At 36.3% G+C, this 25,656-nt stretch carries 23 protein-coding genes; 7 read left to right on the forward strand and 16 right to left on the reverse strand.

Annotation, left to right across the window (positions count from 1 at the left end; all coding sequences use genetic code 11):
- Positions 1–113: 113 nt before the first annotated feature.
- From cshA to PGC35_RS09260, 5 genes are all read right to left on the reverse strand, one after another.
- Positions 114–1,664 carry a degradosome RNA helicase CshA gene (gene cshA, locus PGC35_RS09240; protein ID WP_053591670.1) on the reverse strand — a complete coding sequence of 517 codons (1,551 nt, stop codon included), beginning with the start codon at positions 1,662–1,664 and terminating at the stop codon, positions 114–116.
- 337 nt (positions 1,665–2,001) lie between these two features.
- On the reverse strand, positions 2,002–2,718 hold the full coding sequence (locus PGC35_RS09245) for an alpha/beta hydrolase (protein ID WP_375218940.1): 717 nt from the start codon (positions 2,716–2,718) through the stop codon (positions 2,002–2,004).
- 21 nt (positions 2,719–2,739) lie between these two features.
- Positions 2,740–4,107: a UDP-N-acetylmuramoyl-tripeptide--D-alanyl-D-alanine ligase gene (locus PGC35_RS09250; RefSeq protein WP_375218941.1), complete on the reverse strand. Its 1,368-nt coding sequence runs from the start codon at positions 4,105–4,107 to the stop codon at positions 2,740–2,742.
- A 5-nt stretch (positions 4,108–4,112) separates the two neighbouring features.
- On the reverse strand, positions 4,113–5,195 hold the full coding sequence (locus tag PGC35_RS09255; RefSeq protein WP_053591667.1) for a D-alanine--D-alanine ligase: 1,083 nt from the start codon (positions 5,193–5,195) through the stop codon (positions 4,113–4,115).
- Between the two features lie 243 nt (positions 5,196–5,438).
- Positions 5,439–6,179, reverse strand: a complete 741-nt coding sequence (locus tag PGC35_RS09260) for a hypothetical protein (RefSeq protein WP_053591666.1) — start codon at positions 6,177–6,179, stop codon at positions 5,439–5,441.
- A 200-nt stretch (positions 6,180–6,379) separates the two neighbouring features.
- On the opposite strand from PGC35_RS09260, the gene PGC35_RS09265 reads away from it, so the two are divergent.
- A complete protein-coding gene (locus PGC35_RS09265) occupies positions 6,380–7,561 on the forward strand; it encodes an FtsW/RodA/SpoVE family cell cycle protein (protein ID WP_375218942.1) in 1,182 nt (393 codons plus the stop codon).
- A 48-nt stretch (positions 7,562–7,609) separates the two neighbouring features.
- Here PGC35_RS09265 and PGC35_RS09270 read toward each other — a convergent pair whose 3' ends face one another.
- Positions 7,610–7,741 carry an Lmo0850 family protein gene (locus PGC35_RS09270; RefSeq protein ID WP_253278910.1) on the reverse strand — a complete coding sequence of 44 codons (132 nt, stop codon included), beginning with the start codon at positions 7,739–7,741 and terminating at the stop codon, positions 7,610–7,612.
- Positions 7,742–7,918: 177 nt separating this feature from the next.
- Between PGC35_RS09270 and PGC35_RS09275 the strand changes: the two genes are divergently transcribed.
- Together PGC35_RS09275 and PGC35_RS09280 are read left to right on the forward strand one after the other, a co-directional pair.
- Positions 7,919–8,332 carry a CBS domain-containing protein gene (locus PGC35_RS09275; RefSeq protein WP_053591664.1) on the forward strand — a complete coding sequence of 138 codons (414 nt, stop codon included), beginning with the start codon at positions 7,919–7,921 and terminating at the stop codon, positions 8,330–8,332.
- 126 nt (positions 8,333–8,458) lie between these two features.
- The gene (locus tag PGC35_RS09280; protein ID WP_375218943.1) at positions 8,459–9,622 is read left to right on the forward strand and encodes an MFS transporter; all 1,164 of its coding nucleotides are present in this window, start codon (positions 8,459–8,461) and stop codon (positions 9,620–9,622) included.
- A 289-nt stretch (positions 9,623–9,911) separates the two neighbouring features.
- Here PGC35_RS09280 and PGC35_RS09285 read toward each other — a convergent pair whose 3' ends face one another.
- Positions 9,912–11,195, reverse strand: coding sequence for an MFS transporter (locus tag PGC35_RS09285; RefSeq protein WP_375218944.1), 1,284 nt, complete (start codon positions 11,193–11,195; stop codon positions 9,912–9,914).
- Positions 11,196–11,402: 207 nt separating this feature from the next.
- Here PGC35_RS09285 and PGC35_RS09290 point away from each other — a divergent pair, with 207 nt between their 5' ends.
- Genes PGC35_RS09290 through PGC35_RS09300 form a run of 3 tightly spaced genes read left to right on the forward strand, consistent with a single transcriptional unit; the run spans position 11,403 to position 14,104 of the window.
- Entirely contained in the window at positions 11,403–12,632 is a 1,230-nt protein-coding gene (locus PGC35_RS09290) for a helix-turn-helix domain-containing protein (protein ID WP_375218945.1), read from the forward strand.
- Positions 12,633–12,635: 3 nt separating this feature from the next.
- On the forward strand, positions 12,636–13,544 hold the full coding sequence (locus tag PGC35_RS09295; protein ID WP_375218946.1) for a hypothetical protein: 909 nt from the start codon (positions 12,636–12,638) through the stop codon (positions 13,542–13,544).
- A complete protein-coding gene (locus PGC35_RS09300) occupies positions 13,541–14,104 on the forward strand; it encodes a hypothetical protein (protein ID WP_375218947.1) in 564 nt (187 codons plus the stop codon). The genes PGC35_RS09295 and PGC35_RS09300 overlap by 4 nt, the downstream gene beginning before the upstream one ends.
- A gap of 410 nt (positions 14,105–14,514) precedes the next feature.
- On the opposite strand, the gene PGC35_RS09305 is transcribed toward PGC35_RS09300, so the two are convergent.
- From PGC35_RS09305 to PGC35_RS09325, 5 genes are all read right to left on the reverse strand, one after another.
- Positions 14,515–16,077 (reverse strand): aminotransferase class V-fold PLP-dependent enzyme, encoded by a 1,563-nt coding sequence (locus tag PGC35_RS09305; RefSeq protein ID WP_375218948.1) that lies wholly within the window; start codon positions 16,075–16,077, stop codon positions 14,515–14,517.
- Positions 16,078–16,095: 18 nt separating this feature from the next.
- Positions 16,096–17,202: an ABC transporter permease gene (locus tag PGC35_RS09310; protein ID WP_375218949.1), complete on the reverse strand. Its 1,107-nt coding sequence runs from the start codon at positions 17,200–17,202 to the stop codon at positions 16,096–16,098.
- Complete coding sequence (locus PGC35_RS09315) at positions 17,199–18,473, reverse strand: ABC transporter permease (RefSeq protein WP_375218950.1); 1,275 nt, start codon at positions 18,471–18,473, stop codon at positions 17,199–17,201. Before PGC35_RS09315 ends, PGC35_RS09310 begins: the two co-directional genes overlap by 4 nt.
- 10 nt (positions 18,474–18,483) lie before the next feature.
- Entirely contained in the window at positions 18,484–19,413 is a 930-nt protein-coding gene (locus PGC35_RS09320) for an ABC transporter ATP-binding protein (RefSeq protein ID WP_375219165.1), read from the reverse strand.
- 263 nt (positions 19,414–19,676) lie between these two features.
- On the reverse strand, positions 19,677–21,065 hold the full coding sequence (locus PGC35_RS09325; protein WP_056830897.1) for an L-cystine transporter: 1,389 nt from the start codon (positions 21,063–21,065) through the stop codon (positions 19,677–19,679).
- A gap of 166 nt (positions 21,066–21,231) precedes the next feature.
- Between PGC35_RS09325 and cls the strand changes: the two genes are divergently transcribed.
- A complete protein-coding gene (cls, locus tag PGC35_RS09330; RefSeq protein ID WP_053591653.1) occupies positions 21,232–22,686 on the forward strand; it encodes a cardiolipin synthase in 1,455 nt (484 codons plus the stop codon).
- Positions 22,687–22,725: 39 nt separating this feature from the next.
- On the opposite strand, the gene PGC35_RS09335 is transcribed toward cls, so the two are convergent.
- The 4 genes from PGC35_RS09335 to PGC35_RS09350 form a co-directional block, all read right to left on the reverse strand.
- On the reverse strand, positions 22,726–23,574 hold the full coding sequence (locus PGC35_RS09335; protein WP_375218951.1) for a M15 family metallopeptidase: 849 nt from the start codon (positions 23,572–23,574) through the stop codon (positions 22,726–22,728).
- 101 nt (positions 23,575–23,675) lie between these two features.
- Positions 23,676–23,921, reverse strand: coding sequence for a hypothetical protein (locus PGC35_RS09340; protein WP_375218952.1), 246 nt, complete (start codon positions 23,919–23,921; stop codon positions 23,676–23,678).
- Positions 23,922–23,995: 74 nt separating this feature from the next.
- Positions 23,996–24,763, reverse strand: a complete 768-nt coding sequence (yidC, locus tag PGC35_RS09345; protein ID WP_375218953.1) for a membrane protein insertase YidC — start codon at positions 24,761–24,763, stop codon at positions 23,996–23,998.
- A 77-nt stretch (positions 24,764–24,840) separates the two neighbouring features.
- Positions 24,841–25,632, reverse strand: a complete 792-nt coding sequence (locus PGC35_RS09350) for a helix-turn-helix transcriptional regulator (protein WP_053591649.1) — start codon at positions 25,630–25,632, stop codon at positions 24,841–24,843.
- Positions 25,633–25,656 lie beyond the last annotated feature (24 nt).

A 25,656-nucleotide genomic window follows, 5' to 3' on the forward strand; every position in this document is an offset into this window, starting at 1 on the left:
GAGAGAGCCAACCGATTATTCCGTGGTACTACTCGATTATCCTTGGCTTTTTAATTTTACATAAAAAAGGATGAATCCACATCGAAATGTAAGATTCATCCTTTGAGTTAATTTTAGTTTTCGTTACGTGGTGAACGAGTTCTAGTGCTACGTTGAGTAGAGCCATCACGTGGACCACTGCTACGACGTGAGCTGCTAGGACGACCACCGCCACCTGAACGTGAACCCCCACGATCGCTACCTCCACGACCTGAAGAACTGCGTCCCGCGCCGCCACCACTGCGATTACCTTTGTAACCACCGCCGCCACTGCGTCCGCCACCACCGCTACGCTCTCTACGAGCTGGTAATGGACGTTCTTCAGAAAGTGCGATTGGCGTATCATCTGGTTCTTTCGTCAATGATTTAATTGCTGCAGCAATTACATCAACAGCTTCAAACTTTTCAAGCATTTCCGAAGCTAATGTGCGGTAATCACCTAAATCATTTTTGTTCACGATTTCTGATAATGTTTCAATCGCAACACGTTGTTGGCCGACTAACGCTTCGTCTGAACTTGGTGGACGAAGAGGTGTCATACGTTTTTTCGTAGTATCCTCTACGATACGTAAGTAACCCATTTCTCTTGGTGTTACGAAAGTTACAGCGATACCATGTTTCCCTGCACGGCCTGTACGACCAATACGGTGAACATAGCTTTCAGGATCTTGTGGAATATCAAAGTTATATACATGTGTTACACCAGAAATATCTAATCCACGTGCTGCTACATCTGTTGCAACAAGGATATCAATTTTATTTGATTTGAATTGTTTTAATACAGACATACGTTTCGCTTGGCTTAAATCTCCGTGAATTCCTTCCGCTAGGTAACCACGAATGCTTAGTGCTTGAGCTAATTCGTCTACACGACGTTTTGTACGACCGAAGACAATTGCAAGCTCAGGTTGGTGTACATTTAATATTCTTGAAAGAACATCGAACTTTTCACGCTCTGTAGCTTTTACGAAGAACTGTTCAATGTTTTCAACAGTCATTTCTTTAGACTTGATTTTTACTTCTACTGGATCTTTCATGAATTTATCAGCAATTTTACGAATTGGTCCCGGCATTGTAGCTGAGAACAATAATGTTTGTCGTTCATCAGGAACACTTTCTAAAATTGTATTGATGTCTTCGATGAATCCCATGTTAAGCATTTCATCTGCTTCGTCTAAGATAAGTGTTTGAACTTGATCAAGTTTTAACGTACGACGGTTGATGTGGTCAAGAATACGACCAGGTGTACCAACGATTACTTGAGGTTTGTTTTTAAGTGCACGGATTTGACGACCAATTTCTTGACCACCATATACAGATAAAAGACGAACCTTTTTGTCGTAACCTAATTTATAAAGCTCTTCCGAAACTTGGATTGCAAGTTCACGAGTTGGAGCGATAATAAGTGCTTGTATATTAGGGTTTTTTGTATCGATTTTTTCAATCATAGGGATACCAAAAGCAGCAGTTTTACCTGTACCTGTTTGTGCTTGGCCAATAATATCGCGGCCTTCCATAGCATGTGTAATAGTACCTTCTTGGATTGGTGTTGCCTCTTCAAAACCCATGCGTTGAACGGATTTTAGTGTAGAAGCGCTAATATTTAATTCTGAAAAATTTGTCAAAATTTTAATCTCCTTTTTGTTCTGTTTTGACAAATGGTTACATTTTCAGATGAAATTGCGGCAAATTCGAGCCTATACGAGGAACGTTTCCGTTTCTTAAAATTCTCTGTGGTTTTCAGTTCAGAGGGGTCTTATTTAAAGGGAAAGCCCGGTCTTTTGCCGAGCGGTTCGTTATAGAGTAATTACTCTGATTACTTCAACAAACCGTTATGTTCAAAAAAAAGTACTCTTCAATAAAAAGCTGAAGAGTCTTCACACAAAATGTATCCATTGCTCTTTACAGTCTATCATGCTATATCCTACGTTGCAACGAATAAGCAACTGTTATAATAATTAGTTAATTACTCCCTATACTTTCCACCTCTTCTTCCATTAAAAATTGGAGTGCTTTATTATACCAACCTACACTGTCGTCACTATAACATATATGGTGTTTTCCAACCTCGGAATAAATAAGTTCTTTTTTATCTGATCCTAATTGGTCAAATAAGAACTGGGCAGTAGTATAAGGTACAATCCCATCTTTTTTTCCTTGGACTAGACAGATTGGTATTTTAATTTGGCCATAATAAGGTTCAACCATACGTACTAAACGCATAAATTCTATCGTGGCATGAATTGGAGTAGCTTTCAATTTAGCTCTATACAATTTATAAAGGTTATTATCTTCTAGCTTCCCAGCCATAGCTTCCTTTGCAATCTCTCGGATGTCTTGAAGTAACTGAGTGGGGTAAATGTATTTGGCTGCTGCGCTTAGTAAAATCAATTTATCGATTTTATAACGATTTGCTAAATATAGCGCAATTACACCACCCATAGAAAATCCAATAATAAACAAACGATCTACTTCTTTTTGTAGCTGTCTAAGTGCTAGCTCTGCTTCCATCATCCAATTTTCTGCGGATATTTTTTCAAGCGATAGCGTTTCCCCATGACCTGGAAGAGTAGGAACAACAAATTTCCAGTCTGTATTTGCATGTAAATAATCTACAAAAGGTTGCACCTCATATGGTCCACCTGTAAATCCGTGTATGCAAAGTACTCCTGTTTTCATGTTGACCCTCCATTCCCGTTTCTATTTTTGAAACGGTTCAATAACTCTTTCTAATTTCATACCCCGAGACCCTTTTACTAAAACAATTGATTTTTCGTTTATACGCTTTTCTAAAAATAATATGAGTTGTTCATAGTCATTTTCAACCCAAATAATACTGTCTTCATTAAATTTCTCGACTAATCGACCGTATAACCATTCCATTCTTGGTCCAAATAAACAAACTCCTGTAAATACATCATTAGAAATAAACTCACTCATTTGTTCATGGTATTGCTTTTCATTTTCACCAAGCTCTAGCATATCTCCAAGTACAAGCCACTTAACTGGTTTAATCGATGAGCTTTCCAAAAATGAAATAGCGGCTTTCATTGAAGTTGGTGCTGCGTTGTATGCATCATTAATAAAAATAGAGCGATTTGAAGCTTCGATCACCTGCATGCGCATATCGGTTAAGACGATTTTTTTCAATGCATCTCGCATTTGCTCAGCAGTTAAGCCAACCTCTTTCCCGATTAATAAAGCAGCCAATGTATTTTTCACTTGATGCTCTCCAAGAACAGGAATAGACATTTCTTCGTTTAACTCCCCAGCTACACGGAAAGTGCTTCCTTGTTCTGTAAAATTCACTTCAATAATAGATAAATCATTTTGTTTATTGAGGCCAAAGGATTTCGTCTGTATAGAAGGAGCATTTTCCACAAATGGACGTAATAATGGTTCATCCCCATCATAAAACAGCTGTCCATTTGCCATTAATCCAGATATGATTTCAAATTTTGCCTTCGCGATTCCTTCTCGGGAACCAAGGTCTTGCATATGTGCTTCCCCTATGTTGGTGATTACTGCATACTTAGGCTTTGCAAGATTAGATAAAAATTCAATTTCTCCAAATGAACTCATACCCATCTCAAGTACAGCAAACTCCGTGTCATCCTCAAGCGAAAGAATCGTTAAAGGCAATCCAAGCTCATTATTAAAATTGCCTTCCGTTTTTTTCACCCGAAAATAGGGAGATAACATTCCGGCAACTAAATCCTTTGTTGATGTCTTCCCATTAGATCCTGTTATACCAATGAAAGTAGCTTTCAATTCTTCACGATACGCTACTGCCATCTGCTGAAGTGCCTTTTCCCCGCTTTCTACGAATAAAAGAGGAACATCCTCTGGAGGATTTGGTTCATCTTTTAACCAAAAAGACGCTGCTGCTCCCTTATCAAAAGCATCCTTCACAAAACGATGGCCATTTACATTTTCCCCACGAAAAGGGATAAATATGTCCCCAGGTTGCAGCGTTCTTGTATTAATTGATACACCAGTCACTTGTGGATTCAGTGCAGATTTTTGTATCCCTAACCAATCTGCGATTTCTTGTAAGTATTTTTTCAATTATGTCACTCTCCATCCTTTGAATGCTCAAGTTGTTGTTTTTCCTCGAAGCGTTCGATTGCAAGAGTAATCAATTCTTCAATTAAATCGGAATAAGATAAACCCGACTCAATCCATAGTTTAGGATACATGCTAATTGGGGTGAATCCAGGCATCGTATTTACTTCATTAATAACAACTTCTTCGTTATCTGTTACAAAAAAGTCCGCACGAACAAGACCTGAGCAATCTAGTACTTTAAAAGCACGAATCGCTGCATCTTCCATCTTCTTTAATAATTCAGGAGAAATAACTGCTGGAATTGCATAGTTCGTTGTACCGTCCTCATATTTTGCTTCATAATCATAAAAATCTTTCGTTGGTAAGACTTCCCCTGCCACAGAACATCGAGGAGAATCATTTCCTAGCACACTCATTTCTAATTCCCTAGCTACAATTCCTTGCTCTACAATAATTTTACGATCATATTTGAAAGCAAATTCTACCGCTTTTATAAGCTCTTCCCTATTACTTGCTTTCGTGATCCCAACACTGGAACCCAAGTTAGCTGGCTTAACAAATAATGGCCACTTTAAATTTTGTTCCATTTTTTGTAATAACTCTTCTTGACCATTTTTCCATTCTTTACGAATAAAGTGTACGTAAGGAACTTGAGATAAGCCTGCTTGTGCAAATAATTGCTTCATCACTACTTTATCCATCCCAGCAGCAGATGCTAACACACCATTCCCCACGTACGGTAAGTTCAATACTTCCAGTAAACCTTGAACCGTACCATCTTCCCCATTAGGACCATGTAGTAGCGGGAAAACTACATCTAATTGTGAAGTCACGTCTCCCTCTACAGGCAAGAAGCTTGTAATTGTATTAGGCTTACTATTTTCATTTCCAATCTTTAAAGACTCAATATCTTCAATAGGACCAGTTAAGGCACTACCTTTTCTCCATTCACCCATTTTAGTAATGAAAACTGGATATACTTCGTATTTATCAAAATTAATAGCTTGAGAAACTGCTCTTGCCGTCAATAACGAAACCTCATGCTCCGCTGATTTCCCACCATATAATAAACCTATTTTAATTTTCATTTGTAAATAACCTCCACGTTTTGGATAGTATTAGTTTATCACGTACTGTATCGAGAGATGAACCATCAACCGATGATATAAATTAACTATTTTAGGTAGCACTTCAACGACTTAAATCATACCCAACACTTTTTCCACTATAATATGCTGTTCCAATCGGAATCGTTTTCATAAAGTATTACCACAAAATATAATAAACGCCTTTGCAACTGAAAGTAGCAAAAGCGTTAAGTATAGCCGAATTTAAAATTGTATGATCAAATTTGCAGGTTTTGCTAAATGATCGTTCAAATCCCCAAGAACTTCATCCGGAAAAATATTTTCAGGTAAGCTTCTAATCTCTATGCCATAGTTTGTTTTGTCTAATTTAAAAAAGGAGAGTAATGCACCATCTTCAAAATAATCAGCGTATGCTTCTACCTTATCTATGGATAATTCAGGTAAAATTACGTTGTTCTTTTTTCTCCAAAAAGCAGTTGATTTCATTTTTTCATGGATGTATTGATTAAATACACTAGCTATTAAATTGTTAATATCCTCAATATCACGAAAATATATTTTTGTGATCTGTTGACCTTCATCTGATAAATAAACAAAACGATTTTGTATATGATGATAAAAAGGAAGACGAAATGCCTCTTTTTTGTGTGCTATGTATAGTAGCTCTGCTTGTTCCTGAGGGGACATCATATTTAATTTCCGCTCATCCGAAAAATCAAGCAAACAAAGTGCTGTTGGTCTTTCTGCATAATCCTTTAGAAAATGATTATATTGTTCTTTCACCACAAACTCTAATTGCGTATGAATATTAAAAGATGCGTCCTCATAATGATGTTTTAATAATAAAAGAGCCGACAAATCAGAGAAATTCTTTATAAACTGTTGGATCGTAAGTCCACTAAATAATGCGAAATGTTCAATGTCATTTACATGTACATATAGATGCGTTAAATATTCTTCTACTTCTTTCTCTTTTTTTGCCACTAGGTTCACTCCTTCATTGTCTGTTTTATATTAGCATAATTTTTTACAAATGAAACATATGATTTTCGTGCATCGTCTTAATTAACCGACAAGCAAAAAACATTTTTTTAAGCTATAATAGGAAAAGTGTAAGCTGCGACTAGTAGTTTGTTAATACTGCACAGGAAAAAATGAAATTTGATAGAAATATAGGTGACTTTATGGAAAACAAAAAAGGCTTTGCCGATCGATTTGATTGGACGCTCGCTTTTATAATATTGCTATTTTTGATTGTTAGTTTGCTAGCAATTTCTTCTGCTATGACATCAGGACAGTACGCAACGAATTTTGTTGCTAAGCAAGTGTTTTGGTATATAGTAGGAACAGTTATTATTGGACTTGTAATGTTTTTTGAACCAGAACAATACAAAAAAATGTCTTGGTACATTTACGGTTTTGGACTATTATTACTTTTTATTCTTTTTATATTGCCAGGAAGCATGGCACTTGTTGAACCCCGGAACAATGCAAAAAGCTGGTTCCATTTACCAATAGGCGATATTCAGCCAGCTGAATTTATGAAAACCTTTTATATCTTGGCTCTTGCTCGTTTAATAACAAAACATCATGAAGTATATCTTATGAAGACCATAAAAACGGATTTTATTCTGCTTGGAAAAATTGGTATCACCTTACTCGTTCCGTTATTTTTTATTCTTGAACAGCCCGACCTTGGAACTGCACTAGTATTCATTGCTATTACTGCTGCATTGGTCATTGTAGCGGGAATAACTTGGAAAATTATTCTTCCTTTATTATTGGGCTCCGTAACAATAGGAGCTTCCCTTCTTTGGATGGCAATTTATATGCAGGACTTTTTAGAGGAAAAATTCGGCTTACAAAGTTATCAATTTGCTCGAATATATTCTTGGCTAGATCCGTATTCTTATGCCTCCAATGAAGGCATGCACTTGATCACCTCTTTAAATGCTATCGGTTCTGGTGAAATTTTCGGGAAAGGCTATGGTGGTCGCGTTGTATATGTCCCAGAAAACCATACCGATTTTATATTCGCTGTTATTGGAGAAGAATATGGGTTTGTAGGTGCTAGTATCGTCATTAGTCTTTTCTTTTTACTTATTTTCCACTTAACAAAGATTACATTACAGTTAAAAGATGCCTATAGTACGTATGTATGTGCCGGAATCATTGCAATGATTACATTCCACGTTTTTGAGAATATTGGAATGACGATTCAGTTACTCCCGATTACAGGTATCCCTTTACCATTCATAAGCTATGGCGGTAGTTCGCTAATGGGAAATATGCTAGCAATCGGCTTAGTATTCAGTATGAAATTTCATCACAAAACGTATATGTTCGCTAAAAACGAAGATGACTAAAAAAAAATAAAAAGAGGGTGGCTCGAATTATTCCGAGTCACCCTCTTTTTAGCTTTGAGGACTTTGTGCTGGTGGTGCTAACGCTTTAAGCATGTCAAGTCTCGATTTTGTCATTGTAACAGTCACACCAAGCTTTGAAAGATTACTTACAATTTTCTTTAAATCAACTTCCTTAGCCATTCTTTCCACCTCGTCCTTCCATATAGTATTACGATTTATATACAAAAAAGTTTCTTATTTATTAATTTTTCTCAATCCTATAATACCACTATTTACATCGTTTTAATCTTTCATTTTTATTACATATTTTATTTGATTGTAAACCAAGCTAAGTAATAACCATAAGGAGTGATTCACGTGAATGTAAAAGATGTGATGAGTAGAGAAGTCGCGACTTGCAATCCACAGGATTACGTAAATGAGGTTGCTGAGCAAATGCGAACATTGGATATCGGTTGTCTTCCCGTTGTAAGCAATAAAAAACTGGTTGGTATGATAACCGATAGAGATATCGTAACGAGATCCGTTGCAAAAGATGTGAAAAGTAAAGTCGAAGATGTCATGACGAAATCCGTAATCTCTGTTTCACCTGATGATACTACAGTAGAAGCCTCATTAGTGATGGCAAGATGTCAAGTCCGTCGTCTGCCAGTAGTTGAGAACGGTACGCTCGTTGGTTTTGTATCATTAGCAGATTTAGCATTTCCATTTCCACATGTACAGGAAGTTTCTCACGCTATGGAAAGTATATCCGAACCAAGGAGTTATTAAACATCATTAGCTATCCTTTTTTATAATTGGGTAGCTTTTTTTATATGGTTTTAGGTACTGAGATGTCAAACATATAGGAAAAGTGTAATATAGAAACTAGAAGATTTTCAGAAAGCAGGTTTCTGTATGAAAAAGACTATATTTATACTAATGTCCATACAATTTTTAGTTTATCTTGGTTTTGGAATAATCATACCTATATTGCCAGAGGTTATTTTGGAGCAAAATTATAATGAAATACATGTCGGTGGTCTATTAACAGTTTACTCACTAGCTTCATTTTTTACTGCTCCATTTTGGGGAATGCTTTCGGATCGTACTGGAAGAAAGACACTCATTTTAGTTGGGCTAGTTGGTTTCAGTTTAAGCTTTTGGCTATTTTCATTATTTTTTGATTCGCTCTTAATGCTTTATCTCTCTCGTGTCGTTGGAGGTCTTTTTTCAGGAGCCCTCTACACAGCTGTAACGGGATTTGCAGCAGATCTATCCAACGAAGAAAATCGCAACAAATATATGGGGCTTCTCGGAATGTCCATTGGTCTAGGATTTATTTTTGGACCAGCTATTGGTGGTGTTCTCGGACACGTAAGCTTATCACTTCCATTTACCGTGTCTGCAATTTTATTGCTAGTAATTTTTGTATATGCACTTATTATATTGAAGGAGCCAGAGAGAGCTGGAGAAGCGAATAAACGAGCACTTCTTCCTAAGGGTGCTGCGAGTCTTTGGTCATATCGAATAAAGTATTTATTCCTGTTTTCATTCATGGTGACGTTTTTATTGGCTGGATTAGAAGCAACCTTCCAGCTGTTCCAAATCGAGAAAGTTGCCATTACCCCTTTGCAAATCGGCTATTTGTTTATGTTTAGTGGCTTCGTGGATGCGGCAATTCAAGGCGGAGTGGTACGACGAATTAAAAACGGTACAGAAACGAAATGGCTATTATACGCACAAATCATTACTGCAATTGGTCTATTTATGACCGTATTTACATCGAGTATTTTCTGGGCAGGATTCTCCCTTTGTGTGTTTACCGCTGGGAATGCACTAGCTAGAACAACAATTGTTTCACTTACTACGAAGGAATCTGGTGGAAGCTACGGTACAGCGGCTGGTATGACTTATTCGATGGATAACTTAGGTCGAATTATTGGCCCATTATTATTTGCATGGCTTTTCACAATACAACCAAATAATATTTATATGTTCTCTGGTGTACTCGCAGTTCTTTCCATCGGATTGATCTTCGCATATCGTAAATCTACAAAATCATTGAGAGAAGTAGCTTGAGATTGAGCGATTGTAAGTGGAGATTGTGGGATTCTTGGTCGTCATTGAGCGATTTACCTAATATACCACAAAACGCCAAGGATTTTCCTTGGCTTCAGGTAGCAGCTAAATTTAGATTTCTAAAGTGTCACTTCAGACTTGTTTGAAAACGCTTGTCAGTCGATGCGCGCCGACACGAGGCGGAAGCGAATAGAACTTAGGTTCATGAGCTTACAACGAAGTGTAAGCAACGAAGAATGAAAGCGTTTTTCAACAGTCTGATGCCAAGGATTCGCTCCTTGGCATTTTTTTATTGTAACTCTGGTTGCGCAGTTTGTAATTCAGGATGTGCTGCTCTTACAACGGATGGTCTTGCAAGTAGTAATACTACCAAGATTAATACAAGGCTTGATACTATGAGAATACCTTCTGCCGGTAAAACATCGTATAAGAAACCAAACAATACCATTCCAAGCGGCATGAGAGCCATTGCACAAGTTTCAATGATAGAAAACACACGCCCCTTATAATCATCCTCAATCATTTTTTGCATCATCACTTGAATTGGTGTATTAGTCACAATCATCGATATACCAAAGCCAAACATAAGGAGAATGTAAAAGCCTACTAACCAATTATAGGACATATCGAACAGCAACGGTAATGCCACTCCGCCCATTAGCACTCCCATCACCACGATGCTCCATTTAGAAACTAAAAATGGATACTTTAGCTCTTTACGAGAAGTAAAATATATGGACATAATCAACATTCCGATTGCAAATGCTCCTTCAGTGAATCCAAAATGCTGAGCGTTTATTTTTAATTTCTCAATTAAAATAAATGAATAGCCCACTTGGTATGCACCGAACAGAAAATTAATAAAAAGAGAAATTACAACCATCGTTTTTAAAATGGAATGTTTCATTAAATAGTTGAATCCCGCCTTCATGCTTTGAAGCATCGACTCTTTTACTTCTCCCTCTACTACCTCTTTCCGTTTAGCAAATAAATTAAAATTCATCGTGGACTCTAAGAGTACTGCAATAATCGATGCAGCCATATACATAACAAGAAAAACTGGCATTGTTACAGTACCATAGAGTAACCCACCTACGGCTGGACTACCAATTGCAGCAAATGAAATGGATATTTGATTTAAAGACATTGCCTTTTGTATTCTTGCTTCATCCACTAGTCCTGTGATTGACGAGCTAAATGTTACACCTGAAAATAATGAAGTGATGGATAAAATTACAGTAGTTGTATAAATTGCTAACAATGATAAGCCTGCTGTTAAACTAACAATTAGCAAACCACCAATTGCAATTGTGGTGGCAATTTGAGCAATGATGACAATCATTTTCCTAGAGTAATTATCAGCTACATAACCAGCAAAAGGTGCTACAAGCGTCCTTGGTAAAATACTACAAATCAAATTCATTGCAAAGCTTGAGGCAGAACCAGTTAATTGCAAAATATAAAAGCTGATGGCAAATGAATACACTTGCGCCCCAAATGTTGATATGATTTTGCTTATCGTGAATGTCCACAAATGATACGTTGCCCTTTTGAGCTTTAACACTTCTTCCATTTTTATTTCCCCTTTTTTCAAATTCTCATTGGTAAAATGCCGAGATTTTGAATCGCACTATACGATTTACCCCTGTACAGAATCTTTGGCAACCACCAAAGGCCTTACCTTTATTTCTATGTAAAGAAAATAATACCATATTTATCCTTTTATTTCAACGAAAAGTTTAATATAATTAAACAAATAGATAAAGAGGTGATTCTTCTTGTGCCAACATTAGGCGATCGCATACGCAAAATTAGAAAACAACAAAAGATTACATTAGAAGCACTTGCAGGCTCAGAACTCACTAAAGGAATGCTTAGTCTAATTGAAAACAATAAAGCCAATCCTTCTATGGAAAGCTTAAATTACATTGCTGATCAGTTAGGAGTAGATGTTTCAGAGCTTTTGGAAGAAGTAAGCACACAGGATTTAAGAGAAGTATTAGAGAAGGCAGAACTACTTTTTAATACGAAGTATGAAGATTTAACAGATGAATATGAACAAATAATCGATCTAATCGAGCCATGTGTCCCAAAGCTCACTCAGGGGTATGAAGCAGCTCGTTTACTTGAATTGTATAGTAGATGTATATCATTAAAGGACAAAGAATATTCTCTGAAGCTATTAAAACAAGTAGCTTTAATGTATGAGCAATTAAATTTAACAACCAAACGGGCAGAAATAGGGACATTTTTTGCTTTAGTTCCTTATACAAATCACAATTATCAGGAAGCGCTAAATATTTTACTTTCAGAGCGTTCTCAGTTAGAAATGAATCCCTTATGGATTGATCCACTATCCCGACTAGACTATGACTATCTGGAGGCTGTTTTTTATTTTGCAGTAGGTCAACATGAAGACGCTATCGATAAGATGGAAAAAGCAATTGCATATTCAAATAAGCATAAAATATTTAAGCAAGTAGATAATTTATATCGATTAGCTACCGCCCACGCTATGATGGCTACGGACGAAGAGAAAAAAGAGTATTATTTACAAAAGTTACTTGCATATAGTGAATTTGCCGAGGATGAGGATTCGAAGATTTTCATTTCGTACGCTAATATTCACTACTTAACTTCTTTTAAAAAACTATATAAAGAAGCAGACCAGTTATATAACGATACTTTTAAGGTCCGCATACAGAATAAATTATTCGCACCTTATTTCCTACTTGAAAGAGGAAAAACATTATACGGTTTACACCAATTTGAAGATGCACTTAAAAAGTTAGAGGCAGTTGAAATCTCTAGTATTACCCATCACCCTTTCGATTTGTCTATATTCTACGAAAAGGATGCATATGCTGCATTATGCTACATGGAGCTTGGTCAACAGGCAAAAGCTTTGGAAGCAGCACAGTTTGCTATAGATAATATTAATAAAATGCCTGACTCTCCGTATAAAGCTTTTATTAAAGAAACGTACGACAAAGTCCAAGGGGGAATGTAATCATTGAAGAAAAATTGGTTTTGGGGAGTTATTAGCCTTATTGTCATAAGTTGGATTGTCAATTCCATTTACTTTCAATCGAAGCAACTAGAGGAACCAGTTATTCTAAATGCTTATTTAGATATACCAATAAGTGATAGTACAAATTTTTCCATACATTATATAACGAATAAAAAAGATATTATAGAGTTGCAGTCGCTTTCCATTGGCGCTCAAAGCTTATGGAATGAGCGAAACTTCACATTCCCTGGTTTCGAGAATCCAACTGCACAATCTTTCAATCAAGAATTTACTCATCATTATTTAAAAGAGGCTATGTTCAGCTTAGGCGAAGAGGATATAAAAAACTTTCAAGAGGAATTAAAAACTCATAATCAGATATACGCCACTTTTACAAACGGTCAGACTGTGCCGTTACAAGTTTCTAAACTAAATTTCACTTCTTATAAAACTTCAGATGAAGTATTTTATAAAAGTTCAGGATTTAACTATACTGGCAACTCTCGCGCAGAATTTATTCATATAAATAAACCTATAAAGATGGAAGCTTTTGAGTTACCAAAGGGGATTCAACAAGACATAGATATAAAGTTGATGGTATGGAAAGATACAGATGAACATAGCCCTATTATAAGAGAAGACGCTTCAAAAGAATGGGAGGATCTGGACGCTCCCCTCTATACAGATGTAAAATGGCCGCTTCAAATAGATGCAGGAGATTCAATAGGAATTTTCTTTCACACGAAAGATGACTTGGATAAGGCAAAAACGATTAGACTTATGCAAGACTGGACAGGTGAGGATGCCGACGGGACTCAAATCAATCACGTAATCAATATTATTAGTAATCCTATATTGACGCAAGATCAAGTGAATAACATTGTAAAGAAAGCGAGAGGTGAAGCGAAATGAGAAATGGATTCAAACAGCTATTCATCGGCTTTCTTTTCGTGTTCATCAAAATTCACATTATTGTTGACCTCTTGCCAGATTTTATCGGATATATATTTGTTTACAATGGTATCAAACAAATAGCGACTTTATCCTCTCAACCTTATAAAAAACTAAAGGTTCTATTAATTATTTTAGTTATTATTTCAGTGCCTAACTTCTTTTTAAATGACCAAGTTATCCAACTGAATGAATGGCTAGGATATTACTCAACTCTTCTTAGTTTGCTGAAAGTGATTCTTATATATTTATTGTTTGCCCTTCTACAAGAGGTTGCAAGTCAGCTTCCATATAAAGAAGGTTTCATTTCAACTAAGCGAATGTTCTATTGGTATATGGCGATCGCCTTGCCATCCTTGTTCATACAATCGTTTTTAATGAATACAACTTTCGATAATAGCATAACTGGGAGTATTTTGATTGTAGTGTTTATGCTAATCATTGAGATTTCTTTCCTAGTATATTTAAACAATATGCGAAAGAGATATCCTAAAAATGCAATTTATGAAGGTTATGCTTAAAAGGGCCTGTACTGAAAGTCATAAGGGCAACCTCTTTCTCCGTAACTTCTATTAAAAAGTCCGATAGATTTCCGTTCCAGGCGGACGCTTTCCGCGGGCGAGCGCCGAGCCTCCTCCGCAGCTCACGCTACGTGCGGGGTCTCGGACTGACTCGCTTTCCCGCAGGAGTCGCCGCCTTTCACTCCAATCAATTATTCACTCTATCAACAATAGTACCAAAAGCAGAAGGAGAAAAACGAGTCGTTTTTCTCCTTCTACTTTATTTTAGGTACTTATTGGACAGCCCTTTTTTTCTGTGTGGAAGTATTATTTTTTATCCGGTCAGAAATTCTTTTATCTAGTCACATTTTTTCTATACGGTCAGATTTTTTAGTTTCTAGCCATACTATTTTCTATCCGGTCACAATCTTTCATTCACCGTGATAAGCACGATAATTATCAAGCCATTCCATAAATTTAGTCCATGCATCTTCAAAATCAGGTTGGATGCATGAAATCTGGAGCAAGCCGTTTTCAATTAAATAATCACTTTTATAATGCAAATCAAAACCTGACATTCTTGCATCTTCCGCTAAGTGCGGATAATTCTTTTCCTTCCACGTAAAAATCATTGGATAATGTTTGTCTGCTAACAGTTCAATTTGATGCTTTTTCACTTCTTCTTCGATAAATTGCATTCGATTATGTAATTGTTTATATCTAAATCCACCATCATATGCCTTTAATGCATATTCTAAGCTCAATACAAACTGGGAAGGCATTGTAAATGGAACTGCGTGATTACTTCTAAATGCTATATCTAAATACGTTGGTATGTTTTCACTTACTGTAATGTCCGTATTAGCAAATACAAATGCCAAGCCACTCATTGTTCCAATAGCTTTTCCACTTACCCCCGTAGCTAAATAAACACCATCTAGCTGAAAAGGAAGTGCACCAAATGAACTCACACAATCTGCACATAACAATACATTATGACGCTTACATATATCAGCTAACTTCTCCAATTCATTCAACATTCCAGTAGAGGTCTCACCATGTGTCATTAGCAACCAGCTATAATTACCCGTAGCAAGCTCTTTTTCAATCGCAGCTAAATCAAAGGAAGTTCCCCATTCGTACTTCTCAACCTCAAAGGAAAGTCCCCATCTTTTCGCTTGCTTTTCCAAACGTTCTCCGAAGGCACCATTTGTTAGAAGTAACCCCCTCTCGCCAAGCACATGCAATTGGGCAATCATCGCTTCATTGGCAAGAGTTCCACTCCCAACTAACAGATGGACTTGTGCTGCTCTACTCATCTCTAGCAGTCGACTCTTCACTCGCTCCAGCATTACCTTGAACTCATGCGAACGGTGGGATATTGGCTTTTCTAAAAATGCCTGTTGAATAGATTCCGATTGTTGGACAGGCCCAGGATAAAATGAATATCTTTTTTGTTTAAAACGAGCAGCAACCGAGTTGTCAAATCGTTCTCTTGTCAGTACCATCGGAACAAACAGAGCTTCTCCTGTCCCAACCGTGTCTGCAAAGGGTTCAAAACCTAGCTGGTTATATAGTTTTTGTTCACGAATCGTTCCTGATATGACAGCTGCTCCATAGCCATTTTCATAGGCATAATCAGACAATGCCCTAGCTAAATAATAAAACACTCGTCCATTTCGATGTGCTTTATCAACCGCCATTAATCGAACTTCGCAAAGCATCCCTTGAAGTGCATCCTCAGGAAGTAAATCCTCTACTGGACCAAGTTTTAGATCTAGCGAAAAAGGACGGACTGCTCGAAAGGCAACCATCCCCGCTAGTTCTTGATCCTTCAATACAATCACATATACGTTTTCATGATGAAATGGATCGACTCTCATTCCACTCGGATCTGGTTCATGCTGCGGAATCTCTTCCACGAATGTCTGATAATTTAATCGAGCGATTGCATCAAATTCTTTTTCGGTCCGTGCAATTTTACACCAATACATAACCCCAAACTCCCCAATCTATTCACTTGAATGATAGCGTTCCGTTCTCTTTTCCAATAAAGTGATTCCGACCGCTAATAGGATAACGCCTAAAAGTAACATCATACTAACATACGTCCAAACGTCACTTAAGGTTTCCCCATAAATGGTAACTCTCTTTAATGCTTCCATTCCGTAATAGATAGGAGACAACCATTTCATTGCTAGCAAGCCTTCTGACTGTACGATTTCAAGTGGCCAATAAGCACCGCCGATCATAGCAAAAGCGACAGATAGCAAAGAAATAATTACACTGCTTTGACTTACTGTTTTGACTAACGAGATAACAAATAAAGAAAATGCCATCACAAGTAATACATAGAAGCTACAAATGACGCTAACCTTCCATAATCCCCCGTACATATTTGTGCCAACTATAAATCGGAAAACAAAAATGACTAAAAGCATTTGGACCAATCCAATTAAATAACTAAAAGATAAATGCCCAAAATACAATTGAAATCTACTGATTGATGCTAGCTTTAAACGATTCCATACTCCTGAACGTTTATCTTCTAATATAAATTGTACATTTATAGAGATTGTATAAAAAACAAAATAAAGCATAAAACCAAATAAACTTTGTAATGCTCCATCATAGCGGAACACTTTTGACTCATCCATCGATGATTCTTTTATCTGAAAAGCAGGATTTTCTAAGCCTTTTTCTACTTCCTCCCACTTACTTTCCCCACCTACATCAATTATCTGATATTGAAAAGCTAGCTCATTATAGATAGTCTCTACATTTAAAGAAAGATTTCTTACTACATCGGACTCTGTGTCTGCTAGAACACTATACGTTTTTTCATTTAGCAATACACCGATCGTGTCCCTTTTTTCCTTTATTGTATCCTGAAGTTCTTGCTCCGATAAAACAGTTATTGCATAATCCTCTTCTATCTGTATCCTCTCTAAAACTTCCTTACTCATTTTAGATTCATCCGTAGCAATTAATAGAGACAATTTACTACCAACTGAACCACTTAACACATATGCAAAGATAATGGTCATGATAGTCATTGAAATGAGAATAAGTGGCTTTCTTTTTAAGTTTTGTAACCTTGCAATCCATGTACCCTTCATGATGTCACCCCTCTTTTTGGAAATAAAACAATAGAGAGAAACACACAAAGACTAAATGCCACAACCAAAACAGACATAAATGGCCATATTACCTCTAATTCTCTACCTTTTTGAATGGATAGGATGGCAGTCATGGTAGCTCCATTTGGTGTAAGATTACCGATTTTGGCAAGTAGTGTAGATACTTCCCCTATATTGAAAAACGAACCACCAAGAAATGAGAATATAGTAATTACTAAGCCATTAAATATATTCGCTGCTCCCTCTGACTTCGTTCTAAGTTGAAGGGTGGTCAGTAATGCTGATAGGCCCCCAATAAAAAAGCTATAGGTTAAAACGGTAATAGCCATTGCATCTAGTCCAATCCACTCGATTCCTAGCACAAACTTCCCATAAAGTAGAAGTAACAATTGTTGAACAAAAGCTACCATCGTCCCTGTAATAAAAATAGAAATTGAGTACCAATTAGCCGATACTCCTGCTAAAATAATTCGGTCATATACCTTCCATTGCACCTCCTGCAAAGCAAAGCCTGCTAAAAATGACGGGATATACAGAGCAAACATCACAAGCATTCCAGCAGTGTAGTAAACGGAGGCAGGAATTTTTCTTTCACTTTCTTCCAGCACCTGTTCCACTTTTTCCACACTTGAACTGTTTAGCAAACGTTGATCCAGTGATAAACCAGCTTTCGTAAGAGCAAGTGACTTCGTATAGCCATTTTGCCATTCATTGATTACGGATTGAATAATAGAAGCCCGTATTTCATTTTCTTGACTAAGAAATAAATTAATCTCTGGTGTTTGCGTCTCATTAAAGTAAGCCATTTTTATATAATCCAAACGAAAACTCGATGGAATTGTTAATATACCATCCGTATTTTCGTCTTTTCGAATATTTTTTAAGTCTGTAAACTGTTTCTTTCCAACCACTATATACTCCTTTATACCATCGGTTGATAGAATGGAGTCTTCTAAAATTTTTATAGGATCATAATTTTTCATTTGAATTAGTACTGAATCTAAAGAAGAGCCGCTCAATCCCTGTTCCTTTAAGAAATTTATAATAGATTCTTCTTCCTTCTCCCAGCTAGACGTATCTATCAAAACTAATCTTGCTTGAATAGCTGGTTCCCCACCACTATTCATCACACCAGCAAGCGCAGTAGAAAGAATTGTAATAAGTACAAGTGGCATGAGTAATAAAATAATAAGTGGTTGCTTGTTTCGTAATAGCATTTTTATTTGCTTTCCAATTAAAGTAAGTAGCATAGCCATCCCCCTAGTCTCTTAATGCTTTCCCTGTTAAATGTAGGAATACATCTTCAAGAGACGGTATTTTAATGATGGCCGATGTGATTGTCACATCATTTTCTGCAGCTATTGCGAAAATGGTAGCAAGTGGCTCTTCCTTTTTAGGCATGGATAACAGCAGAATATCTTCTTCATGACGAACACTGGCAGCAGGAAATTGTTTCTTCAGTACCTCCCCAAACTCTTTTGAAAGTAAATGTCCCTTTAATTCAATCGTTTGATTATCAGAAACTAGTGATTTTAACTGCTCTTTTGTACCGAAAGCAATAATCTCACCTTGGTCCATAATATAAATTTTGTCACAAAGGAGCTCAACTTCCTCCATATAGTGACTTGTATATAATAAGGTCATTCCTTCCTCAACAAGCTGTTTAACAGTATCTAAAATATACGCTCTTGACTGTGGGTCAATCCCTACGGTTGGTTCATCCATAATTAAAATAGATGGTTTATGTAAAAGTGCAGCTCCAATATTAAGGCGACGTTTCATACCACCAGAAAATGTTTTAACAATGTCATTTTTTCGATCAGTTAATCCAATTTTCTGTAATATTTCTTCTACACGTTCGGTCAATAGTGAACCTTTTAAACCATAGATTCTACCGAAAAAAGCTAGGTTTTCTCTTGCCGATAGCTCAGGGTATAAAGCAATTTCCTGAGGAACTACCCCCAATGTTTTGCGAAGCGACTCGGGATTTTTATTGATCGATTCTGAATTCCAAAGTACTTCACCACTTGTTGGCATTACTAAAGAAGAAAGCATGGAAATAGTTGTTGATTTTCCTGCCCCGTTCGGCCCGAGAAGTCCAATAGATTCTCCTGCTTCTAGCTGCATATTTACTTGGTGAACCACTTCCTTTGTCTTAAACTTTTTATGAAGATTTATTGCTTGTAACACGGCTCCATCCCCTTTATCAATTAAATTCACATTGGCGTATATCCGTTCTCGTTTAGATTGAAAATCTGAGACATACGCCGGAGGTTTTAACTCCAGTCAGTCGAGATTTAGACCTGGATTAAAGTTGGTATTTAGTACAATTATACCAAAATTCTTTTGTAATATTAAAAAACCACAAGTAAAGTTTATGTTAAGAGCATAGATTTTATTTGAGCGCATACAAAAAAGCTGTCCGATAAAGGACAGCTTTTTTTGTAATTTTGTTATTCTACTGTTTGTGTTTCTAATGGTGCATTATAAACGTCTTTATCTAATTCACCGGTTACTTTCGCAGTTGTAACACCTGCAGTCATTGATCCACTCACGTTTACAGCTGTACGTGCCATATCAATTAATGGCTCTACTGAAACGAGTAAACCAGCTAATGCAACTGGTAAATTCAGAGCAGAAAGTACAAGTATCGCGGCAAACGTCGCTCCACCACCTACACCTGCAACTCCAAAAGAACTAATAGCCACTACGGCAACTACAGTAAGAATAAACATCGGATCTAAAGGATTAATACCTTGAGATGGAGCAATCATAAATGCTAGCATGGCAGGATATACACCCGCACAACCGTTTTGCCCAATGGACAATCCAAAGGAACCAGAGAAATTTGCAATACCTTCAGATACGCCTAGTTTATTTGTTTGTGTATTAATATTAATAGGTAAAGTACCTGCACTTGAACGTGATGTAAATGCAAAAATGAGTGGCTCTGCTGCTTTTTTCACATACGTTATAGGATTTAAACCTGAAAGTGAAATAATAATTAAGTGGATTGCAAACATAATAGCTAATGCTACATAGGATGCTACCACAAATTTACCTAAATTATATATTGCTGCAAAATCAGATGTCGCAACGGTTCTAGCCATAATTGCCAGGATACCATATGGAGTCAATCGAAGAACAAGTGTCACTACACTCATAACAAGCGAGTACACAGCGTCTATTCCTTTTTTAATCGTAGCAGCAGTTTCACCATCTTTTCGAGCTACTCTCAAGTAGGCAAAGCCTAAAAATGCTGCAAATATTACAACCGCAATTGTAGATGTATCACGCGCACCCGTGAAATCTAAAAATGGATTAGCTGGAAGTAAATCAAGCATTTGCTGAGGAAGTGTTTTATCTCCTACTTCAGCAGAACGTGCTTCATAGTCCTCTGCGCGTACAGATTCTGCTTCACCTTGCACAATCTGATCTGCATTTAGATCAAAGATTGCTGCAGAACCAATTCCTATTAGTGCTGCTATAGCAGTAGTTCCAATTAAAATACTTAAAATAATTGCAGCCATCTTCCCAAAGTTTTTCCCAATCGTCAACTTCGTAAAAGCGCCTAGAATAGAAATAAATACTAGTGGCATTACTATCATTTGAAGTAACTTCACATAGCCAGTTCCTATCAAGTTATACCAATCTACGGATTTAGCTAACACTTCAGATGTTACACCGTAAATTAGATTTAATGCTAATCCTAAAGCTATACCTAAACCTAACGCTGTAAATACGCGTTTAGAAAATGATACATGTTTCTTTTGCATTACTATTAGAACACCAACGAACAACAGTAAGGCAGCTATATTAAGAATGATAAACAATATGTCCATTTCATTACCTCCATTTTTTCACCTAACATAGAATAATACTTTTATTCCAATAGGTCAAGTAGGTTATACTTTCTACCACATAATACCTAGTTTCTTCATTCTTTCCCCTAAATCGGATATACTAAAACTAACTTCCAAAAAAAATAAAATAGAAGGAGGTGAAACTGTGGCGGCTAGCATTATTAGTTTAATAGTGACAGGGACAATTATTTTAAATATTTTCTTTGCAATTGCATTAATATTTTTGGAACGTAGAGATGCTTCCTCTACTTGGGCTTGGATCTTGGTTTTATTCTTTGTACCTATTGTAGGTTTCGGTATTTATTTATTATTTGGAAGAAAGTTGCGTAAAAAGCATTTATTTCGTTGGGAAGGTAAAAACAAAATTGGTATCGATAAATTAATAGAATTTCAAATGGAAGCGATTGAGGATGATTCGTTTGATTTTCGTTTGGATGATGCCATGCATTATAAAGAGTTAATTATTATGCATTTACACAATAACCAAGCGGTACTAACTCAAGATAACAAAGTAGATATTTTTAATGACGGACGAAAAAAATTCCAGGCACTTTTGCAGGATTTAGAAAATGCAAAGGATCATATTCACATTCAGTATTATATTTTTCGTCTAGACAATCTTGGTCAAGAGATTTACCAAGTACTATTAGATAAAGCGAAGCAAGGAGTAAAAGTTCGAATTTTATATGATGACACAGGTTCACGCTCTTTGCGGAAGAGGCAATTTAAAGAGTTAATAGAATTAGGTGGCCGTGTAGAAGCATTTTTCCCTTCTATCCTACCTCTTATTAATCCACGTATGAATTATCGTAACCACCGAAAAATTGTCGTTATTGATGGTCGAATTGGTTATATCGGAGGATTTAATGTAGGGGATGAATATTTAGGATTAAATAAACGATTTGGTTATTGGCGTGATACACATCTAAGGATAGAAGGAAGTGCAGTACATCCACTTCAAACCCGATTTATACTTGATTGGAACCAAGCTTCCGCCGAACATGATATTGAATATTCCGATGTATTTTTCCCAGCTATCCCGATGAAAGGCTCAGTTGGATTGCAAATTGTTTCCAGTGGACCTGATTCCGAATGGGAGCAGATAAAAAACGGATATTTAAAGCTTCTAATGATGGCGAAAAAGTATATTTACATTCAATCACCATACTTCATTCCAGATGCGAGCTTTATGGATACACTTCGTATTGCTTGTCTATCTGGTATCGATGTTCGGATAATGATTCCAAACAAACCAGATCATATATTCGTTTATTGGGCTACCTATTCTTATGTAGGAGAATTAATAAAAGCCGGAGCAAAAGTATATATTTATGAAAATGGATTCCTTCATACAAAAATGATTGTCATTGATGATGAAGCCTCTACTGTAGGAACAGCAAATATTGATGTCCGAAGCTTTAAGTTAAACTTTGAAGTTAATGCATTTATCTATGACCGCGAAACTTCTCATGCGCTTGCAGAGCTATTCGAGGAGGATATGAAGTTATCTACTCCATTGACTATGGAACTATATGAGGAAAGAACTCGTATGATTAAGTTTAAAGAATCTCTAGCACGATTATTATCCCCAATCCTATAACTAGAAAAGTCAGCGTCCCTTAATGAGGACGCTGACTTTTTATATATCCAAATATTCTTCTAGCGTAGTGCCTGCTTCATAAATCTCCCCCGCTAGTTGCTTACCAACATAGCGGAAGTGCCATGGCTCGTACATATATCCGGTAATTTTTTCTTTTTCCTTTGGATATCGCATGATAAAACCATAGTGATGTGCATTGGCAGCAACCCATTTTCCAGCCTCAGTTTCTCCAAAGCTTTCACGCGCAAAATGTTGCTCAAAATGTTGTTCTCCTATATCAAAAGCAAGACCAGTTTGATGTTCGGAGTATCCTGGACGTGCGCTATAGCGATCCGCCTCTTCTTGCCCATCATTACTTACATATCTCTGATAAAGTGTCGTTTGATATTCAAATGAACGATATGTACTAAATGCAACGAGGTCAAAACCAGAAAGTTTTGCTTCGGCAGCCATTTCTTCAAATGCTGCTCTTGCATCCTTACTTTCTCCAGGGTCAAATGTTGAAGGTAGTGGATACTTTTTACTTGCAATGAGTACTCCTTGGAAGTATGTCGGTTCCATTGGTAACGTTTCATGACCTATGTATCCATTTGCTCCTGACATATCGACTTCAGGCTCTTCGACAACTGGTGGTTCTACTACCTGCTCTTCTTTCGTCGGTTCCTCTGCTTCTTGCTCATCTATCATGTCTTTTTCTTTTTCCTCTGTAGTCATCTCTTCTGTTTTATTCGTCAGACCTAAAGATGCAAGACTTTCGTTTATATTCCAATCATTTATTCCAATCCAAGTGACGATGGCTGCAACTAACAATCCCAAAATTGTACCCGAGACAATATATGGCCATTTTTTTTGTTTTTTCTTTTTAAATAAACTTTGTCGAGAATGCATTGTCTTCCTTCTTTCCAATAACGATACTATCATTTTAACATTTTTCTTCTAAAACTGGATGAGAAAATGGGTTGTCTTTGTGGACAACCCATGAACAAAAGTTATATTAAAACCATTCCTAGAACGATGAAAAATAATACGATAAATAAAATAGACATTCCCTTCATCCATTTTGCTTCCCGTTCAAAACCTTTTTCCTTAAAGCTGACCGCTCGGTAACCATTACTTAAAGCAAATATTGCAGTCATAAAGAGGACTGCCATGTTTAAATTCCCTACTATAATAAATATTAAAGAGGCAATGGAAGCCGCTGCAATTAAGATTCCAATGATCCAATTCTTATTCACTTTTAAACTACACCTCTCATAGAAAAAACGAAGCTATAAAAAGCTTCGTTTTAGACTGTTGACAAACGTTTTCGTTATACAGATTCTTCTGCTTTTTCTGGATGATTTGAATAAAATTTACGCCCTAAGTATGTTTGGAAGATTAAGATAATCCCACCGACAGCCCAGTACAATGGTAATGCAGCCATAGAGCTGAACGAGATGAACATAATCATGATAGGAGAAATATAAATCATCATTTTCATTTGTTGCTTTTGTTGCTCTGGTACCGTCCATAATGAAACTTTTGCTTGAACAAAATAAACCACACCTGCAATAAGCGTCATCGCAATATCCGGAGAACCTAAGTTAAACCATAAAAAGGGATGTGTTTTCACATCTGTTGAGTGCAGGATTGCAAAATATAATCCCATGACGATTGGCATTTGAATAATCATTGGTAAGCAACCCATATTCAAAGGATTTACATTATGCTTACGATATAATCCCATCATTTCTTGTTGTAAAGCCATTTGTTCTTCTTTTGACTTTGTAGCTTTTAATTTCTTTTGAATCTCATCCATTTCTGGTTTCAATTTATCCATTTTTTCTTTCATACCTTGTTGATTCTTATAGTTTTTAAGCATCAAAGGCATTAAAGCAAATCGAATAATTAATGTAATTGCTATAATAGCAAGTCCATAACTACCATTGAATATTTCTCCAAAGAAATGAAGTAAAAAATCAAAAGGTCGAACAAAAATATTATAAAAAGTACCTTCTTTATTCTCTACTCCTGAACATCCGCTTAGAACAACTGCTGCAAAGACAAGAATAGAAAGCAAACTAATCTTCTTTTTCATTCATTCACCTTCATTTTTCAAACTATAACGAGTATACCTTCTATGAAGCTATTTATCAAATATAAACATAGCAATACTTATATAGCTCTGCTTTCATTTGGAAAATTATATTTGAAATTAGGGTATTCATGATGATCCCTAAACTGCTTCGGTGTTAGACCTGTATACTTTTTGAATATACGAGTGAAATAGCTTTGATTGCAAAAGTGAAATGAATCAGAAATATCGGAAATCCCTTTGTTCGTATGTCTTAGATAATACTGGCACTCCTCTACCTTACGAATATTTAAATATTCTACTAGAGTTACCCCTGTATGTTCCCGAAAAATTCGAGATAAATGACTTGTACTAATATTAAAACATTTAGCAATATCTTCCACAGTTAAATTTGTTTCAATTTCATCATTTATAAATAAGATAACTTTGTTCACTGTTTGATGACCAAAGGACGGTTTTTTTCTTTCTGTAATGACCAATACAAAAAACTCTACTAATTCATCTGCACATTGAAGAAACTGTGCATCGCTCATTTTTGTTTCTATAACGTTGACACTAGCGATATTAAAAGCCATTACCTTATCAGAGGGAACTTGGCTTTCTTGTAATTTCCTTGCCATCACAGCAACTAATTGTATGTAGTAATTTTTGACATACATAATCATTAACTTCTCAGCTCTAATAATAATTAAGTCTATGATTTCTCTTAATACTTTTTTAGCTTCCTCAAGCTCGAAAGCATACATATGAAGAAATAATTTTTTTTCTAAATCTAAAAACAAACTCAAACCTTCAATGCTGTTAATTACGCTTATTTCTTTTGTATACGCTTTGGAAAAGCTTTCTAAAAAAATCTTTTGTGAGTATTGCATAAGGACCTCATCTTTCTTTTTTTA

Origin of the sequence: Psychrobacillus sp. PGGUH221, from assembly GCF_042055255.1 — a bacterium.
GTDB lineage: Bacteria > Bacillota > Bacilli > Bacillales_A > Planococcaceae > Psychrobacillus.

What these genes read in the sequence shown, in the direction of transcription:
- PGC35_RS09285 (WP_375218944.1), bottom strand. Translation starts at nt 11,195, where the DNA reads ATGGAAGAAGTGTTAAAGCTCAAAAGGGCAACGTATCATTTGTGGACA.
- PGC35_RS09245 (WP_375218940.1), bottom strand. Translation starts at nt 2,718, where the DNA reads ATGAAAACAGGAGTACTTTGCATACACGGATTTACAGGTGGACCATAT.
- PGC35_RS09310 (WP_375218949.1), bottom strand. Translation starts at nt 17,202, where the DNA reads ATGAAGGGTACATGGATTGCAAGGTTACAAAACTTAAAAAGAAAGCCA.
- PGC35_RS09305 (WP_375218948.1), bottom strand. Translation starts at nt 16,077, where the DNA reads ATGTATTGGTGTAAAATTGCACGGACCGAAAAAGAATTTGATGCAATC.
- PGC35_RS09350 (WP_053591649.1), bottom strand. Translation starts at nt 25,632, where the DNA reads ATGCAATACTCACAAAAGATTTTTTTAGAAAGCTTTTCCAAAGCGTAT.
- yidC (WP_375218953.1), bottom strand. Translation starts at nt 24,763, where the DNA reads ATGAAAAAGAAGATTAGTTTGCTTTCTATTCTTGTCTTTGCAGCAGTT.
- PGC35_RS09315 (WP_375218950.1), bottom strand. Translation starts at nt 18,473, where the DNA reads ATGCTACTTACTTTAATTGGAAAGCAAATAAAAATGCTATTACGAAAC.
- PGC35_RS09325 (WP_056830897.1), bottom strand. Translation starts at nt 21,065, where the DNA reads ATGGACATATTGTTTATCATTCTTAATATAGCTGCCTTACTGTTGTTC.
- PGC35_RS09280 (WP_375218943.1), top strand. Translation starts at nt 8,459, where the DNA reads ATGAAAAAGACTATATTTATACTAATGTCCATACAATTTTTAGTTTAT.
- PGC35_RS09335 (WP_375218951.1), bottom strand. Translation starts at nt 23,574, where the DNA reads ATGCATTCTCGACAAAGTTTATTTAAAAAGAAAAAACAAAAAAAATGG.
- PGC35_RS09265 (WP_375218942.1), top strand. Translation starts at nt 6,380, where the DNA reads ATGGAAAACAAAAAAGGCTTTGCCGATCGATTTGATTGGACGCTCGCT.
- PGC35_RS09255 (WP_053591667.1), bottom strand. Translation starts at nt 5,195, where the DNA reads ATGAAAATTAAAATAGGTTTATTATATGGTGGGAAATCAGCGGAGCAT.
- PGC35_RS09300 (WP_375218947.1), top strand. Translation starts at nt 13,541, where the DNA reads ATGAGAAATGGATTCAAACAGCTATTCATCGGCTTTCTTTTCGTGTTC.
- PGC35_RS09270 (WP_253278910.1), bottom strand. Translation starts at nt 7,741, where the DNA reads ATGGCTAAGGAAGTTGATTTAAAGAAAATTGTAAGTAATCTTTCAAAG.